Genomic DNA, 16,271 nt, shown 5'->3' with positions numbered 1-16,271 from the left:
TTACTTCCCGGCGTCCGTATCGCGGGCGATCTTGGCGTTGATCTCGGCAATGACGTTTTCGAAATCTTCCGCATGGCTGAAATCGCGATAGACTGAAGCATAACGCACGAAGGCCACGTCATCGAGACTTTTCAGCGCTTCCAGCACCTGCAAGCCGATTTCTTCGGATGGAATTTCCGTCTCGCCCGAGCTTTCCAGACGACGTGCGATGCCGGAGACCGCACGCTCGATGCGATCTCGGTCCACAGGGCGCTTTCGCAGTGCGATCTCGAAGGACCGCACCAGCTTTTCGCGATCGAAGGGCAGCTTGCGGCCGCTCTTCTTGATGACCATCAACTCGCGCAACTGCACGCGTTCATAAGTCGTGAAGCGACCGCCGCAATCCGGGCAGATGCGCCGCCGGCGGATGGACGTGTTATCCTCCGCCGGACGCGAGTCCTTGACCTGCGTATCTTCCGAGCCGCAAAAAGGGCAGCGCATCTGCGATCCTTCCTTAGAGGTACGGGTACATCGGGAAACGGTCCGTCAAAGTGACGACCTTTTCACGAACACCTGCTTCGACGCTGGCATTGCCTTCATCCGAATTGGCGGCTTTGAGGCCATCCAGCGTCTCGACGATGAGCTTGCCAATTTCGCGGAATTCCGCTTCCTTGAAGCCGCGTGTCGTACCGGCAGGTGTGCCGAGGCGCACGCCGGAGGTGACGAACGGCTTTTCAGGGTCGAACGGAATGCCGTTCTTGTTGCAGGTAATGTAGGCGCGACCGAGCGCTGCTTCCGCCCGCTTGCCGGTGGCGTTCTTCTTGCGAAGATCGACCAGCATCAGGTGGTTGTCGGTACCGCCGGAAACGACATCCAGACCGCCTTCGATCAACGTTTCCGCCAATGCCTTGGCGTTCTTCACGATCTGTGCCGCGTAATCCTTGAACTCAGGCTTCAATGCTTCACCAAAGGCAACCGCCTTGGCAGCGATGATGTGCATCAGTGGGCCACCCTGCAAGCCAGGGAAAACAGCCGAATTGAACTTCTTCGCCAGATCTTCGTCGTTCGTCAGAATGACGCCGCCGCGTGGGCCGCGCAGCGACTTGTGGGTCGTTGTCGTTGCAACATGGCAATGCGGGAACGGCGATGGGTGCTGACCACCGGCCACGAGGCCAGCGATGTGGGCCATATCAACCATCAGGTACGCGCCGACCGAATCTGCGATTTCGCGGAAACGCTTCCAGTCCCAGATGCGGGAATAGGCGGTGCCACCGGCGATGATGAGCTTCGGCTTGGTTTCCTTGGCCTTGCGCTCGACTTCGTCCATATCCAGCAGGTTATCGCCTTCACGAACGCCATAGGACACGACGTTGAACCATTTACCGGACATGTTGACCGGCGAACCATGCGTCAGGTGACCGCCCGAATTCAGGTCGAGACCCATGAAGGTATCGCCCGGCTGCAACAGCGCCAGGAACACGGCCTGATTCATTTGGCTACCGGAATTCGGCTGAACGTTGGCGAAGTTGACGCCGAACAGCTTCTTGGCGCGCTCGATGGCCAGCTCTTCGGCAATATCCACAAACTGGCATCCGCCGTAATAGCGCTTGCCCGGATATCCCTCGGCATATTTGTTGGTCATGATCGAACCCTGCGCTTCAAGCACGGCGCGGGAAACGATGTTTTCCGAGGCGATCAGTTCGATCTCGTGGCGTTGACGACCGAGCTCCTTCTCGATCGCGCCAAAGATATCTGGATCGACGTCGGCGAGCGGACTGGAGAAGAAGGCATCTGTATTCGTCATGATGAAAGCTCCTTAAACAGTAATGCGATGGCGTCTTAACGCCCTGCCCTTTCAAGAGCAAGATAGCCTGCGAGATTTGCTCGTCAAACTGCGACTTAGGCGGAAAAATTCTATTTTTTGCTTTGCCATTCCACCAAAAACAAAAGCCGCGCTTCAAGAAACGCGGCTTTTATAACATCTAGAGCGATGGATCAGTTACGTGGCAAGAGGTCGTCGTCGATAGAACCCGACGGCTGTTCCTGGGTATTGGTGGTGTTGAGCGCCAGTTCGGCGTTGCCGTCCTTGCTGTAGATGTCGTCGCGGAACTGTACGACGCCATCGCGTGTCGACCATGCTGTGATGTAGACGAAATATACCGGAATTTCCTGCGCAAGCTTGATCGGCGTGTTGACGCGGCTGGCGATGACGCGCTCGATTTCCTGTCGTGACCAGCCGGGCGTGTCACGCAGCATCCATGATGTCAGATCGCGAACGTTCTGCACGCGAACACAGCCGGACGATTCGAAACGCATCAGCTTGTTGAACAGGCCCTGCTGCGGCGTATCGTGCATGTATTCGTTGTTCGGGTTGTGGAAGTTGATTTTTGTCGAGGACATGGCGTTGTTCTTGCCTGGGTCCTGACGGAACATCAGGTTCGGAGCCTTCGCCGCATTCCAGTCGATGGTTGTCGGAGACACTTCCTGGCCCTTGCCATCCAGAAGACGGATGTTGTTGCGCTCCAGATAGGTCGGGTCCTTCTGCATCAAAGGAACGATATCCTTTTCGATGATCGAGCGCGGCGCAGTCCAGTAAGGGTTGAGAATGATCTCGTAAATCTTGGAGTTGATGATGTGGGTCGGGCGGCTGTCGCGGCCCACAACGGCCGTGTTGCGCAGCACGACGCGGTTGTTCTCGACCGCTTCGATGGAGGCAGCTGGAATATTGACCATGACGTGACGTGGACCGAGGTCGCCAGACATCGTGTTGACGCGAACGAGGTTCGTCTGAAGCTGCCCCAAGCGGATCTGCGCCGAAACATTCAGTGCCTTCAACGTATATTCGCCGATGACGCCGTCAGCCGGAAGGCCGTGACGCGCCTGAAAACGCTTCAATGCACCATCGACATAGGAATCGAATGCGCTGGAAATACCGGCTTCGCGTGGCAGATCGCCGGAGATCATCAGACGCTGACGCAAGGCCTGAACGGACGGGTCACTGACGCCGATCTGAAGCTTCTGCTGGCTTCCAGGAACGGCAGGCCAACCGCCGTTCGAAACGATCTGCTGATACTGCATCACCGCCTGCTGAACGAAGGCAGGTGATTCCGGGCTGAGAACCGGCGTGTTGGAAGCAACACCAGCCGCGGCTCGCGACGAGTTCGCATCGAACTGATCGTCCCAGTTACCACGGCGCGACGATCCGATCAGATCGTTGAACGCATCCTGCGCCAAGGCGGGCGCGGCGAGAGCCACAGCGCCGAGGGAAACGGCAGAGCGCAACATGGCGCGCCGTGAAACAACTTCGGGGACGATTTTCTTTGTCATTTTACCTACCAGCCAATTTATCAGGCATCTTAAACAATGCCTAAAACAACATCGTTAACAAACACGTATAAACGCGCCTGCCGGCAGGATTGACTCGATGCGAACTTTAGGATGACGCATGACGCGAACACAGGAGAAACCGCCGGCTCCTTCGCTTGTGGCGGTCCCATACCAATATGGCCAATTCGTGTCACCTGACGGTGCCTCACGAAGCTGTGTCAGCGTGTGATTTTAAGGAAACGCCGCACAAAAATGCAACAAGCCGGATGCGCCCCGCATCCGGCTTTGCTCGAAGAATGATTTAGCCAGCGATTACAGGCGGTAAGCGATGCTGTCGTTCCAGAAACGGTCCAGGCGCTGGAGCATCTTGTTCATTTCGGCGAACTCGCCGGTGCCGATGCCGCCGACTTTTTCGATGGAGCCGATGTGGCGCTCATAGAGGCCTGCAACGGTTTCTGCGATGTCCTGGCCTTTTTCGGTCAAGCTGATGCGAACCGAGCGGCGGTCGATGCGGGAGCGCTGGTGGTTGATGAAGCCGAGGTCTACCAGCTTCTTGACGTTGTAGGAAACGTTGGAGCCGAGGTAGTAACCACGCGAGCGGAGTTCGCCAGCAGTCAGTTCGGAAGTGCCGATGTTGAAAAGCAGGAGCGCCTGAACTGCGTTGACATCATCGCGACCCTGACGGTCGAACTCGTCCTTGATGACATCGAGAAGGCGGCGGTGGAGACGCTCAACCAGGTGAAGCGATTCCATGTAGAGAGAGCGGATGGTTTCGTCCTGAGCGTCGGAAACGATGGCCTGTGGCTTTGCTTTGCTATTGATCATGACTGCCTCACTGTTTTTGTTTGGCGGTGTTTGTTTGTTTCCCGCCTTGAGACCAAATCTAAGCAATGCGCATAAAATTCTACTTAAAATGCACGATTAATGAAACGTTACTTGCATGTTCGGCTTTTGATGAAGCTTGTATCAAATCCAAAATCGGCCAAATCACCCCTATATATTTCAATGACTTACGTCAAAAAAATGAGAAAAATCGGGCCTGAATAGCTTTAATTTTATGGTAAATCAATTCTTGAGCGCTCGTCATTTTGGCGGGCATCCAGCCAAAAAGCGACCTGGAATAGTATATAAACAGTTGATACGATGCCGTGCATAACGGGCACGACGGTGTTGTGTCCGAAAATATCCGGCCACACCCGGTACATGGCAATCTGGGTACCCGCACCGATGACCCACATCACCGCGCCCCAGGATACGCCAAGCCACAACCCCAGCGCTGCGACAGGAAAAACAACGGCGAGACTGGTGCCCGCCACGCGCCATTGCATATTGAGCATATCGAAGCGCGCCTGCCCGTTCAGCGAATAGCCCGTCAGCATCGCCCAATATTGCAGACTGAACCAGAAGCACGACAGCGCCACCAACCTCAGAAAAATGAGGTAGAGAATTTCGCTGAGCGGCATTTTCGGATGTGGCAGAGAATCAGGTTCCATGGCGGCAAGATACTGACCTGTTGCGGAAGCGACCAGCGGATATTGCTCTGCGGCAGAAGCACTGTCAAAAACCCGCAACGATCTGCCGCATTCGCATGTGCGATACATTGTGTTATGGGCAGCACAATACACGACAAGGGCCGTTTTTAGACGTCGACATTTCCCCTTGCCCTCATTCCTGTGCTTGTCACAGGAATCCAGTCGTCGCGCGTCTGCGCGGCGGAGCGAGTCTTCTCAGCCCAAGGACTTGGACTGGCTGGATTCCTGTGACAAGCACAGGAATGAGGAAGAGAATGCGTCGGCATCTAAAAACGGCCGTGCCGCGCGTCATACGCGTGGACATTACCCGCTACGGAAGGACTGATAATGAACGACAAGACACATCTCGTGGATCACATTACCGGCCACCGCCGCATGCGCAGAAACCGCAAGGCGGACTGGACGCGCCGGCTGGTGCGCGAAAACCTGCTGACGGTGGATGATTTCATTTGGCCGGTGTTCATCGTGCCGGGAACGAATATTCTGGAGCCGATCCCGTCCATGCCCGGCGTCAACCGCATGAGTGTGGACAAGGCGGTCGAAGCCGTGAAGGAAGCAGCCGATCTCGGCATTCCCGCCATCACCACCTTTCCCAACATCGAACTTGGTATGCGTGACGAGACCGGCTCTCAGGTTCTGGAGGCCAACAACCTCATCAATCAGGCGACAGCGGCCTTCAAGAAAGCGGTGCCGAACATCGGCATCATTACAGATGTCGCTCTAGACCCCTTCACCAGCCACGGTCATGACGGTATCTTGCGCGGCGATGAAATCATCAATGACGAGACGGTGGATCAGGTCGTAAGAGCTGCCATCATGCAGGCGGATGCTGGCTCCGATATCATTTCACCATCCGAGATGATGGATGGGCGTATCGGTGCCATCCGTCGTGGTCTGGACGCGAGCGGCCACCAGAATGTCGGCATCATGTCCTATGCGACGAAGTTCGCCTCCGGCTATTACGGCCCGTATCGCGATGCGATCTGCACCAGCGGTCTGCTGAAGGGCGACAAGAACAGCTACTACATCAGCCCCGCCAATGGCATGGAAGCGGTGCGCGATGCTGCCCTCGATGTGGAAGAAGGCGCAGATATGCTGATGGTCAAGCCTGGCCTGCCCTATCTCGATATCTGTTGGCGCTTGAAGGAGGCCTTCGGTCTGCCGACCTTCGCCTATCAGGTGTCCGGTGAATACACGCAGATCAAGGCCGCCGCCCTCAACGGCTGGATCGATGGCGAACGGGTAATGATGGAAACGCTGCTCTGCTTCAAGCGCGCCGGTTGCGACGGCATTTTGACCTACTTCGCGATCGAGGCCGCAAAAAAACTCGCCAAGGGTTGAACAGGCAGATCATTGCATTGCACGGTTTCGACACCATATGATTTTGCGAACAGGAGAAACCGTCGATGAGCCTCGACCCGAACACGACATATGTCCCGACCGAAGACTGGCGCGCCTATAGCGGCGTGCTGAGCCGTCGCGTCTTTGCTTTCATCATCGACTACATGATCGTCCTGCTGCTGTGCATTCCAGCGGCGGTCATCATCTTCTTTCTCGGCGTCCTCACGCTGGGTCTTGGCTTCGTGCTGTTCCCGGCGATGTTCTTCATCGTGGCGATCCTCTATTTCGGCATGACGCTGGGCAGTTCCGCACAGGCGACGCCGGGCATGCGCGCCGCAGGCATTGCCATGGCGCGGACAAATGGGCAGCGTATCGATTTTCTGCTGTCCACCGTGCACATCGCGCTATTCTGGATCATCAACTCCATTCTGACGCCGTTTATTCTGCTGGCTGGCCTCTTCACAGAACGCTCGCGACTGCTGCACGACTTCCTTTTGGGAACCGTTATCGTTAGAACAACCTAAAATTCTTAAAAGCCGCCTCTGGCGGCTTCAATTCGACGTGCGTCCCACATCAGCCAGTTGACGTTTCATGTCTTTTTGCCATTCTGGTAGAAAGGCTTGACTGGCGAAGGGAGCGATCAGGGTTCGATGAACACGCAGGCGACGCCTTCTCCGCAATTTTACCTGACAGCACCGGCCACCTGTCCTTATCTGCCCGGTCAGCTGGAGCGGAAGGTTTTCACGCATCTTGTCGGTCCGCGCGCGACGGAAATGAACGATCTTCTCACCCAGGGTGGCTTTCGTCGTTCGCAAAACATTGCTTATCGTCCAGCCTGCGAGACGTGCCGCGCCTGCGTGTCCGTCCGCATTCTGGCAGACCGTTTTACGCCAACGAAATCCATGCGCCGCGTCATGAGCATCAACAGCGATCTCGTGGCAACCGTCCATCAATCCGAACCGTCAACCGAGCAGTTCTCCCTCTTCCGCCGGTATCTGGACCGGCGCCACCAGTCGGGCGGCATGTCGGATATGTCGGCGCTGGATTATGCCGTGATGGTGGAGGATACCCACGTCAGCACCCGCATCATCGAATATCGCAAGCGCGAACCCGGTGCCGGCATAGACGACAGCAAACGTGGCGAACTCATCGCCGTCGCGCTAACGGATACGATGAGCGACGGGCTGTCCATGGTCTACTCGTTCTTCAACCCGGACTATGAAAAACGGTCGCTTGGCACGTTCCTCATTCTCGACCACGTTGCCCGCACCCGCACGCTTGGCCTGCCGCATGTCTATCTCGGCTATTGGGTCAACGGTTCGGACAAGATGGGCTATAAGGTCAGATACCATCCGCAAGAGCACCTGACCCCACGTGGTTGGGAACTCTACCAGCCAGAACCACCGGAGCCGGTGCAAGCTGACATGACATGAAGACAAGCAGGAAAACGCGTGCCTAGATTTCTCACAACCATCCTCGTCACAGGCACTCTCCTTGCTCTTTTGGCACAGACCGCGAATGCGCAGACCGGTGGCTGGACACCCAGCGAGCAGATCAAGACCTACGCGATCAGTGGCAATACCGGCTTTGGACTTTACCAGTCCATCGGCGAGCGCGGCCCGCAGGCAGGCGTCCAAGCCGTGGCCCACACCACGTTCAAGCTGACCTGGCGGCGCGATTATCGCCCGCAGCCGGATGGCGCATGCGTGCTGGCAACAGCACGCCCGAACCTCACCATCATCTATACGTGGCCGAAAGCACCGGCAAAGCTGCCGCCAGATGTCGCCGCCAGCTGGCAAAGCTTCATCTCGGGCGTGGAAAAGCACGAGCGTGTGCATGGCCAGCATATTCTCGATATGGTGAAAAAGATCGAGGCTTACAGCGTCGGCCTGCGTGCAGAGGATGATCCGAAGTGCCAGAAAGTCCGCACCGTTCTGCAGCAGCGTTTAGGCGAGCTTTCCAACGAACAGCGCCAGCGTGGCCGCGATTTCGACCGGGACGAATTATCGAATGGCGGCGCAGTTCATCAACTCATTCTGGCGCTGGTGAACGGCCCTTGAGGCGCACCGATTATTCGGCCGCCTCACCTTTCAGCACAGGCTCCGCCAGAATGGCGATCTCCAGTTCGTAGGAATACCCCTCAAGCATCGTATAGGCCTGCTCGATCACTTCGATCTGCGTCTCGGCATTGCGAATGGCATCGGCAATGGACTGGCTGCGGGAGCGCAGCATGGAACCCAGCACATCCGTCTCAGGCTTGCGGCCAAGGCGATCCATGTGCTTGCGCACCCGGGCGCGGTGGCGCTCCAGTTCCAGAATATGAAAGCGGCTTTTCAGAATATCATCGGTCAGCTTGCGGCGCATGGCAGCCACGGGATCGAAGCTGCCAGGCTCCCGCTCATCCAGAATGAATTCGTTGACCAGCGTTTCCAGCATCAGCAAACCCTTGAGGTCCTTGGCATCAGCCAGTTGCGGGTCATAGCCTGTGTCGTCAAACACACGGCGACGCACGGGGTCTTTCAGGAGGTCATAGGCCAATTGCAACTTTGCAAATTGCTCGGCATCACCGCCGCTGTCAGGGTGGGTGCTCTTGGCCACCTTGCGATAGGCGGACTTGATTGCCGCCTCATCCGCATTGCGCTCCACACCCAGCAAAACATAAGGATCGATCACCGAAACACCTGTACCCGCATTCTCGAAAACAGCCCTGCCCGCAAATCAGAACAGTGGCCGCCACGGGATCATACGAAATTTTGCGCGCCCAAGGCACCCCTCTGTCGCGGTTTTGAACGCAAAACGACAATCACGCCTCACCATCTCCAACCGCAACTCGCCATCACCCGCAAATTTGTCCAGCACATGGCGAGCGCCAACCTGCGCATCACAAATATGTGGAGAACGATCGATTCCCAGTTTGCCAAACGGTCTTCAAGGCCGGGTTATACGCTGGTTTCAAGGGGTTATAGCGTATTGATGAAAAGCCGTGTACTTTAGAAGGCACTTCTGGAGGGAGGAGTTCAATGTCCGAAACGATTGCCCAAACCGTCTCAGATTACGTGCAGGGAATGACCTACGCCGATGCCAGCCTGTTGCGGGAGGTGTTCGATCCGCGCGCATTTATCGTGGGTAACTACGAAGGCGCAACCGAATGGCTATCGCTCGAGGATTTCATCCACCAGATCCGCTCCGCCGATCAGGGCCTACAGGAACAGCAACAGGAATTCGAAATCCTCGGAATAGACAAAACCGGCGACACCGCCTCCGTCAAACTCACCACCCGCTTCGCCGGTCTGGGTTTTTCCGAATATCTCACCCTGCTCGAACGCGACAACAACTGGACCATCATCCACAAGCTCTACTACGTCCGGGCCTAAATCACAGCGCCCACCCAAAAATCACATAATTTTCGAGCCGCAGATGAAATTTCCACTTTACACCGGAAAAGAATCTGCTAATTCCACACGCACTGGATTGCCCTTGTAGCTCAGTTGGTAGAGCACCTGATTTGTAATCAGGGGGTCACGAGTTCGAACCTTGTCGGGGGCACCAGTTAACTCTTTGAAATCCTTAGTGATTTTCTTAGCCTCCCCCGATATTTCATGTTGCATCGCTGATTTTCGCTTTCCCTTGGTTTACAGGGCTTTTCCCTGCTTTACAGGGGCTTAACGGCGGCTCCATGCAACACAGATGCAACATGGCGACATGGCGCAACATGGCGTGACTTGGGAATCGAATCATCCCTGTCACGCCTTTGCCATCCCGGTTTCTGCCTATGGCAGTCGGGCAGCTAGCAAGGCGCAGCCGCGCAGGATCGGCGCTAGCCGGTCAATACGATCCATGACAGTCAATCAGGTTCCACCGGCTGCGCCGATGGCTGCGCGCTTCGCTTGCTGCTGCCCGCGCTCTCGCTGTTGATATTCCCGGAACGAAAAAGCCCCCGGCTGTTATGCCAAGGGCTCATGATGGTTATGCGTGGCGCTCAAGGTATTTTCCCGGCTCTCAGGACTTGCCCGCCTGCCTTTCCACGAATGAATATAAGAACGCGCACGCGAGCCGTTAGAGCGGGCTGGACGCCTGTACTTGACCTTTCCGGCCTCATCTAACAGGCGATTGACTTGCTCGCTCGTAAGGGCGTGAAAATCCGCGCCTTGTCGATCCCGCAGGCAAGCAGGATTGCATTTGCCTTGCTCACCAATCTGCCTCCCTTTCGCTTATTGGCCATATCCTGCACGTTTCAAGGTGGAATCTAAGCCAGCGCCTTGGTTGGCAGTCTCCATTTCTAACCGTTGGAGTTTTTATAATTTGCGTATTTTGCAAAACTTGCATTTTATTTGTTGACCGTTCAAGGCGGATTGCCCTATTTGGATGACAGACGATCAAACAACGAAAGGAAACCTAATGGGAGAAACTGATAAGCCGCGCCTTGTCTCACCGAAGGAAGCCGCGACCATGACGACACTTTCAACCGTGCACCTCGCAAACATGGCTACGCAGGGCCGATTCCCTAATCCGGTCCGGGTCAGCGATAAGCGCGTTGCTTATGTCAGAGAAGAGGTTGAGGCATGGATAGAGGCGCGAATTGCCGGACGAAAAGCCGAATGACCTTGCTTGAACTGCTCATGATCCATGTGGCTCGTTCGCTAGCCGGGGGCCTCCTAGGTCTGGCTGTAGTGGTACGCCTCACCCCGGACCTGACAGCGCGGTAACTGCCTGCCCACTTTGGAACGGCATCGAATTTGAATGAAATCAACGAAAAGGAGTACAATCAAAATGAAGGATATCAACACGCACACAACCCCGGAACGAGCTTATGCACATGGAAACTCAAAGCCGTTTAAGCAGTCCGAAGAACGCATGGAATTTCTGTTTTCCACGGGCCACAAGCTTGAGGCGTTCCGCCGTCCCGATGGCGAATTGCAATTGAACTGGATGCCGGGAATCCCTCCCCTGTCGACCTTTGACCAGCGCGGACGGATCGTGCCAAACTATCACGTAGCAATCAGGGAAATTCGCTCCACGCTAGGCGGCGGAACGATCCATGGTGCACTACCGGAAAGCGTTATCAAGCTTCCACACTAGGCACCCGCCGACAACATCAAAGCCCCTGCCTATGCCTCCATGGCCTGCGCAGGGGCTTTTTTCGTATCTAGGGCATGGAACGCAACACGCTGGCAGGCATGACCGTGTTAGCCGTCGATCTTCTCCGTTGCCGCGAATTGCCGCAAGCCGTGCCAAGCCATAGAGACGCCCGCCAGCTTCTTTAACGGGGTCCATATACGCTTGTCGAAATTGGTGTGTCGAGTGAAGCCGCCCCGCGCATCCGGGAAAACAAAATCATCGTCGCCGGGGTAAAGCGTTTCCTCTCGCCACGCCTTCAAATCAGCGACCGTAGAGCGGTCCATGGGAACGTTTCTTGCTCCCGCCGCCGTCCTCGTAACGTCTATCTTACCGAATGCGTCCACAGACTGCACAACGCTGATTCTAGCGCCATCAAAATCAACGTGCCTCCATTGTAGAGCCCATTGCTCAGAAGCCAGCAAACCCGTCTTAGCCGCGAACCGGACGCGCAAGGCAATGGCTTGTGGTTGCTTGGAACGCACCGTGGGCATTCTGTCCGCCGCAGCTATCAGGGCGTCATAATCGGCCTTGGATGGCGGAGTCACCTTGCCGTGGTCATTCCGGCTCTTGGCTGCGATCTTCGTTCCCTTGGCAGTGTTTGCCGCTACCATGTCATTGCGCCTTGCATAGTCCATACAGCGCGACACCCCGGATATGACTTTGCGCACTAGCTCAGCACTCAGCCCGTCCGCCTTAAGCTTGTCCGCATGGGCTTGAAACACGCCAGCCGTTGCCGCCGCTAGCTTGATATCGCCAAGGGCCGGTATGACGTGCATTTCAAGCTGACGTTTCGTGTTGCTCACATACATGCGCGAAGCTGCGCCTTCTGTTTCCCGTGCGTCCAGCGCGTCACTATAAAGCTTGATAGCGTCCGCCACGGTTTTGGATTGCGCGTCCGGCACTAGCTGGCCAGATGAATCCAGATCGTCGACCGCCTTTAAGCGCGCCTCCGCCTCTGCCCTAGTGGCGAATTGCTCCTTGTGGCGTTTGCCCGCGCTATCGGTATATGACAGCCGCCAAGCTTCGCGTTTCTCGCCGCCAGCCGTTTCCCACGACCGTTTGCCAATGCTCGCCATTCGTGCTTGCCCTCTTTGACGTAAATACAATTCGGTACATGCCTATTTAATGATTGCCCTGCCCGTCAACTGCTATTTCGCTTCGCTCACTGCGCGCCCGGAGGGCTTGCTAGCTGCCTGCCCTCTCTGGAAAACATGGGCTTTACACCCCGGAAAGGCTTTCCAGTTGCACTGCGATGGCGACGGGTTGCAAGTATGAAATTCCATTTTGGACTCCAAACCGGAATAATTTTGCACAAAATCGCTATGGAAGGATTGACTATGGACAGTAAGCGGAGGTAAAGGGTGTTTACGGAAGGAAAACGGGCTAGCCCAAAACCTTCCGCCTGCTAGGCCTAGGCCAACCACGACCCCCCTACATCGATATCCCCATATCGCGGCATTGTCCTAGCAGGGCAAACGCACGTCCGAACAACGAAGGATTCGCCCATGAGCGCAACCATTACGAAAAGGAGAAACACGAATGACGCAGGCCCTACAGACTGAAATGATCGTCGGCGCGAAACAGATTGCAGCCGCAACCGGCCTTTCCTCGCGCCGCATTTACGCCCTTGCCGAACAAGGCAAACTGCCGGTCCTGAAAATCGGCGCAACCCTCGCCATCCGCCGTGCCGCCTTGGCCGACTGGATTGCAGGACTAGAGCAAGCCGCAACCGGCACCGCTCACTAAGCCAGCACGGCACCAATTTCCAAAATCAGCAATGACCGGCGCACCTACTTGGAAGCGCAACGGAAAGCTATGCCCTTAAACACGTCTACCCGCCGACAAAGGAGGAGAAAATGAACTTCGCAAACACCGTTGCAGCCTCGAAAGCTATCGTCGCGATGCTAGCCCGGAAGCCAGAACCATGGACAGGCGGCAACAAGTATGGCCCCGGACCGAAGACAGGAAGCGCCAAGAATTGAGGCCCGCAGAACCTTGGAAAGTGACGCCGTCCGGTATTGAGCGCGATGGCGAGACGATCCCGGCCTGCGACCTAACCCAGATGCACAACGGGCGCTATTACACAATTGTGGAATACACCCGGCGATGGCTTGGCGATAACGAAGACATGGCCTTCATTTCGGCATTCCGGCGATGGACCGCAGAAACGCAAGGTTGGGTTGATGAGGATGTTTTTCACGCAACTCTCAAGGTGTCGGCAAACATGAAGGCTCACAAATACGTTTACAGCGTGATTGAGTCCATCACCTCGCCGCTAGGGCCTGACGATCCTCACCAAGCATTTGCGAAACGCCGCAAGCGCCGAAATCACAGGCACGTCGCGGATGAAACGAAAGCGGTTCTTAGAATGTATCTAGGGCCAAAGGAATTGGAGGGCAGATATTGACCGGGGACATTTGGAAAGTGACGCAATACGGCTTGGAATGCGGGCCGATTGAAATTGACAACGCTAGATGCACGAAAGTCAAGAAGGGCCGGTACGCCGCGATTAAAGAGGTATGCAGCTTATTCATGGGCGACGAAAGCGATGTGGAATTTATCAATGCTTGGCGAGAATTGATGATGTGGCAGGGCAAGGTTGTGGATGAAAAAATGTTCAACCTAACCGTTAAGGAGTGCTCCCGAATGAAGGGGCATAGGTTCCTTTACGCCGTGGCGCGCAACACCTTGTCACCACATGGAGACACACTGACAAACAAGGATTACCACACTCGCCGTTACATGGCGGAGTGGCCGCAAATTGAAAGCCGGGTCACTGAAATGCAGCTGACTCAAACCCCAAACCGCAAAGGCAATAAATTGGCCCACGCGCAACAGATCAAGGAGCAACAAACGGCATGAGCAATAATCAAATCCAGTTCAACACGAAGGCGGTAGTATCCAGTAATTCAGAGTTGACGCTAGCCGTCCTGAAAAACGAATTCGGGCGAAAGACTGCCCGTTTCGTGAGAGTCGTCGCAATCGATCCGGTTAGCCAGATCGTCACGACCGCAGATTTTCACGATCCCGACGCCCCGCATGAAAACCTGCCTGTTTGGGATGGCTATACCGACGCAAGCGGCACCCCCAAACACATGATTTGCGAAACGCCGCAAGGGGCATGGGAATACGCCAAGATGCACGGATTCAAAGTCCAAGCCTTGCAATCATAACGGGCAACCCACCAACTACAATTTACCAGCGCAAGAGCCAATCCCGGCCAGCGCGAATTAAAAGGAGACAAAAAAATGCAGGATTTTCTTTCACCACTCCGCTTGGCCGTCATGGAAAGCCGTTTTCAGAAGATGAAAAAGGAGTCAATCATTCGGGATTTACGCCGAAAGGGTAAGACCAAGCCTTCGCAGTCCAGACCTTTGCAATCCGCTAGTGCGAAATCTCAATCGCTTGTGCGCGAAATCAAAGCGTTGGAAAGCGCGGCTTCACATGCACGTCAAAAAGCTTTGGATGCCTTCACAAACCCCGTCGAGCCATTTGCGGAATCGGGCGCGCAGGCTAAGCGCCACGTTGTAGTGCGATCACCGTTTGAAAGCTCGTCGGATATCCCGTTCAAGTACATGTCGATTGTCTTCGAAATTGGCGATGTTATCGGTAACAAAGTCGCACTTGATAACCGAAGTGAGACGCTCGCCGGGGAAAACATTCCAAGCTTAATGCTCTCAATTTCGAAGCTTGGAACGGATGACTATAAGGTTTATCCGAGCTTTGAAGCTGCAAAAGCCGCTGCCGACAACGACAACGCCGCGATTAATGCTTACATGCAAACCCTTGCAAAGGCCCACGCGAAGTAATCCGCAGGCCAGCGACTAAAAACCGCCTGCCGTGATCCAGTATCGCGGCGGGCAACCTCTAAATAGAAAGATGAGAATAGGCGCTAAACGAACGAAGGCCCTAATAATCGTCTTAAATACCGCCTGCGCGCCTCACCTGTAGGGGCAAGACTTGAAAACAGCACCTTTCCCGAACCGACCTAGCCGAATTTTGCAAATGCCTTTTACCGGGCTTGTATGGCCGTTTCTGGAAATGAGCTTATTCCGGCTCATATCGGCCCGGACGCTCAAGACAGGGATTGGCGTAAAGGCACCTCAGAGGCCCGCACAGCGCGTTTTGCGCAATTTGGCTATGGTTTATCATTCTGCCCTTGTTTCGCGCCTGACGTGGCAGGAAGGCCGGTTTTTGGCCCTACCCCTCACAATAAGGTCTAGTATTTTTCGGAAGTCGCTTTTTTCAGGATCGCAAATCGGAAATCGGATCGATGTTTACCGAGTGGAGACTGCCCACGGCCTTGCGGCCATGGCTGACGCGCTGGCGCTTGTCGCTGCCCGCCCTCTCTCAATCCCAACCGGCTAAGGCTTTCCATGATCGAAATGCGAAACCAATCCCGACAAATCCCGACCCATGGCAAGTAAGGATGCGGGCAGCTAGCAAGGCGCAGCCGCGCAGCCATGGCCGTTGAGGCCGTGGAGCCTGATTTCAACACGATGGCACGGCACCGGCTCACCAATTCAAAGCCATTTCCCGCGATCCTTGGCACTTACGGGCTTCATCCGGGCCGGAATAGGGCGTCCCATCGACAGGCAAGCCCATGAGCGTTATTTAGGCCATTTGGAGCGGTTCCACTTCCTTTCATGGGGCTAACGCGCGTCACGGGCAACATATGGCAATTTGCTAGGATGCTAATGTAAGACATGGCCCATTTCATCGATTTTCAGACCGCTAATTTTGCGTCAAATTGATTTCCAGATTTATTTCGCTTAAGGATTTCATGCGTTGCATTAAGAACGGGATGCAACCCAATGATCGAGTTCCAAATAATGGAACTATATTCCATAATAATGGAAGTGAGCATTTGCCCATGCAGTGAGCTTTTGCCCCTAGGCCTGAATATGCAAACCTGCGCACAAGCCCCCTTCACCGGTTCCCGAGACTAAGGACCCCCACATATGAGACCTCCCC

Annotated in this window: 19 protein-coding genes and 1 tRNA gene; 13 read left to right on the top strand and 7 right to left on the bottom strand. The window is 55.4% G+C overall.

All coding sequences use genetic code 11. From position 1 onward, the window contains the following. From nrdR to DSM25558_RS23315, 5 genes are all read right to left on the bottom strand, one after another. A complete protein-coding gene (gene nrdR, locus DSM25558_RS23335; RefSeq protein ID WP_077107058.1) occupies positions 1 to 480 on the bottom strand; it encodes a transcriptional regulator NrdR in 480 nt (159 codons plus the stop codon). Positions 481 to 493: 13 nt separating this feature from the next. Then, positions 494 to 1,783: a serine hydroxymethyltransferase gene (glyA, locus tag DSM25558_RS23330; protein WP_077107057.1), complete on the bottom strand. Its 1,290-nt coding sequence runs from the start codon at positions 1,781 to 1,783 to the stop codon at positions 494 to 496. Between the two features lie 191 nt (positions 1,784 to 1,974). After that, positions 1,975 to 3,306 carry a L,D-transpeptidase family protein gene (locus DSM25558_RS23325; protein ID WP_077107056.1) on the bottom strand — a complete coding sequence of 444 codons (1,332 nt, stop codon included), beginning with the start codon at positions 3,304 to 3,306 and terminating at the stop codon, positions 1,975 to 1,977. Positions 3,307 to 3,618: 312 nt separating this feature from the next. Then, a complete protein-coding gene (gene ldtR, locus DSM25558_RS23320) occupies positions 3,619 to 4,128 on the bottom strand; it encodes a transcriptional regulator LdtR (RefSeq protein WP_173645921.1) in 510 nt (169 codons plus the stop codon). 233 nt (positions 4,129 to 4,361) lie between these two features. Then, positions 4,362 to 4,799: a DUF6163 family protein gene (locus tag DSM25558_RS23315; protein WP_077107090.1), complete on the bottom strand. Its 438-nt coding sequence runs from the start codon at positions 4,797 to 4,799 to the stop codon at positions 4,362 to 4,364. 366 nt (positions 4,800 to 5,165) lie between these two features. On the opposite strand from DSM25558_RS23315, the gene hemB reads away from it, so the two are divergent. The 4 genes from hemB (at position 5,166) to DSM25558_RS23290 (ending at position 8,239) form a co-directional block, all read left to right on the top strand. Continuing rightward, positions 5,166 to 6,179, top strand: coding sequence for a porphobilinogen synthase (gene hemB / locus DSM25558_RS23305; protein ID WP_077107055.1), 1,014 nt, complete (start codon positions 5,166 to 5,168; stop codon positions 6,177 to 6,179). A gap of 65 nt (positions 6,180 to 6,244) precedes the next feature. Next, a complete protein-coding gene (locus tag DSM25558_RS23300) occupies positions 6,245 to 6,703 on the top strand; it encodes an RDD family protein (protein WP_077107054.1) in 459 nt (152 codons plus the stop codon). Between the two features lie 126 nt (positions 6,704 to 6,829). Further along, positions 6,830 to 7,612 carry an arginyltransferase gene (locus DSM25558_RS23295; RefSeq protein WP_077107053.1) on the top strand — a complete coding sequence of 261 codons (783 nt, stop codon included), beginning with the start codon at positions 6,830 to 6,832 and terminating at the stop codon, positions 7,610 to 7,612. A 39-nt stretch (positions 7,613 to 7,651) separates the two neighbouring features. Beyond that, positions 7,652 to 8,239, top strand: coding sequence for a DUF922 domain-containing Zn-dependent protease (locus tag DSM25558_RS23290; RefSeq protein WP_077107088.1), 588 nt, complete (start codon positions 7,652 to 7,654; stop codon positions 8,237 to 8,239). Positions 8,240 to 8,249: 10 nt separating this feature from the next. Here the strand turns inward: DSM25558_RS23290 and DSM25558_RS23285 are convergent, their stop codons facing one another. Further along, positions 8,250 to 8,852 carry a J domain-containing protein gene (locus DSM25558_RS23285; protein WP_077107052.1) on the bottom strand — a complete coding sequence of 201 codons (603 nt, stop codon included), beginning with the start codon at positions 8,850 to 8,852 and terminating at the stop codon, positions 8,250 to 8,252. Positions 8,853 to 9,199: 347 nt separating this feature from the next. Here DSM25558_RS23285 and DSM25558_RS23280 point away from each other — a divergent pair, with 347 nt between their 5' ends. From DSM25558_RS23280 to DSM25558_RS23265, 4 genes are all read left to right on the top strand, one after another. Next, positions 9,200 to 9,553: a nuclear transport factor 2 family protein gene (locus tag DSM25558_RS23280; RefSeq protein ID WP_077107051.1), complete on the top strand. Its 354-nt coding sequence runs from the start codon at positions 9,200 to 9,202 to the stop codon at positions 9,551 to 9,553. A gap of 99 nt (positions 9,554 to 9,652) precedes the next feature. Beyond that, positions 9,653 to 9,728, top strand: a tRNA-Thr gene (locus DSM25558_RS23275). Positions 9,729 to 10,577: 849 nt separating this feature from the next. Next, positions 10,578 to 10,781, top strand: a complete 204-nt coding sequence (locus DSM25558_RS23270; RefSeq protein WP_077107050.1) for a helix-turn-helix transcriptional regulator — start codon at positions 10,578 to 10,580, stop codon at positions 10,779 to 10,781. Positions 10,782 to 10,949: 168 nt separating this feature from the next. Then, on the top strand, positions 10,950 to 11,258 hold the full coding sequence (locus tag DSM25558_RS23265; protein ID WP_077107049.1) for a hypothetical protein: 309 nt from the start codon (positions 10,950 to 10,952) through the stop codon (positions 11,256 to 11,258). Between the two features lie 107 nt (positions 11,259 to 11,365). On the opposite strand, the gene xerC is transcribed toward DSM25558_RS23265, so the two are convergent. Continuing rightward, entirely contained in the window at positions 11,366 to 12,373 is a 1,008-nt protein-coding gene (xerC, locus tag DSM25558_RS23260; RefSeq protein ID WP_077107048.1) for a site-specific integrase, read from the bottom strand. Positions 12,374 to 12,836: 463 nt separating this feature from the next. Between xerC and DSM25558_RS23255 the strand changes: the two genes are divergently transcribed. The 5 genes from DSM25558_RS23255 (at position 12,837) to DSM25558_RS23235 (ending at position 15,106) form a co-directional block, all read left to right on the top strand. Further along, entirely contained in the window at positions 12,837 to 13,043 is a 207-nt protein-coding gene (locus DSM25558_RS23255; RefSeq protein WP_077107047.1) for a helix-turn-helix transcriptional regulator, read from the top strand. A 178-nt stretch (positions 13,044 to 13,221) separates the two neighbouring features. Then, positions 13,222 to 13,704 (top strand): hypothetical protein, encoded by a 483-nt coding sequence (locus tag DSM25558_RS23250; RefSeq protein ID WP_077107046.1) that lies wholly within the window; start codon positions 13,222 to 13,224, stop codon positions 13,702 to 13,704. Continuing rightward, positions 13,701 to 14,159 (top strand): hypothetical protein, encoded by a 459-nt coding sequence (locus DSM25558_RS23245; protein ID WP_077107045.1) that lies wholly within the window; start codon positions 13,701 to 13,703, stop codon positions 14,157 to 14,159. The genes DSM25558_RS23250 and DSM25558_RS23245 overlap by 4 nt, the downstream gene beginning before the upstream one ends. After that, positions 14,156 to 14,470, top strand: a complete 315-nt coding sequence (locus tag DSM25558_RS23240) for a hypothetical protein (protein WP_077107044.1) — start codon at positions 14,156 to 14,158, stop codon at positions 14,468 to 14,470. The genes DSM25558_RS23245 and DSM25558_RS23240 overlap by 4 nt, the downstream gene beginning before the upstream one ends. A 75-nt stretch (positions 14,471 to 14,545) precedes the next feature. Beyond that, complete coding sequence (locus DSM25558_RS23235; RefSeq protein ID WP_077107043.1) at positions 14,546 to 15,106, top strand: hypothetical protein; 561 nt, start codon at positions 14,546 to 14,548, stop codon at positions 15,104 to 15,106. Positions 15,107 to 16,271 lie beyond the last annotated feature (1,165 nt).

This window comes from Agrobacterium sp. DSM 25558, from assembly GCF_900100825.1.
Lineage (GTDB): Bacteria > Pseudomonadota > Alphaproteobacteria > Rhizobiales > Rhizobiaceae > Agrobacterium.
This window is presented reverse-complemented; position numbering and strand designations above follow the sequence as displayed.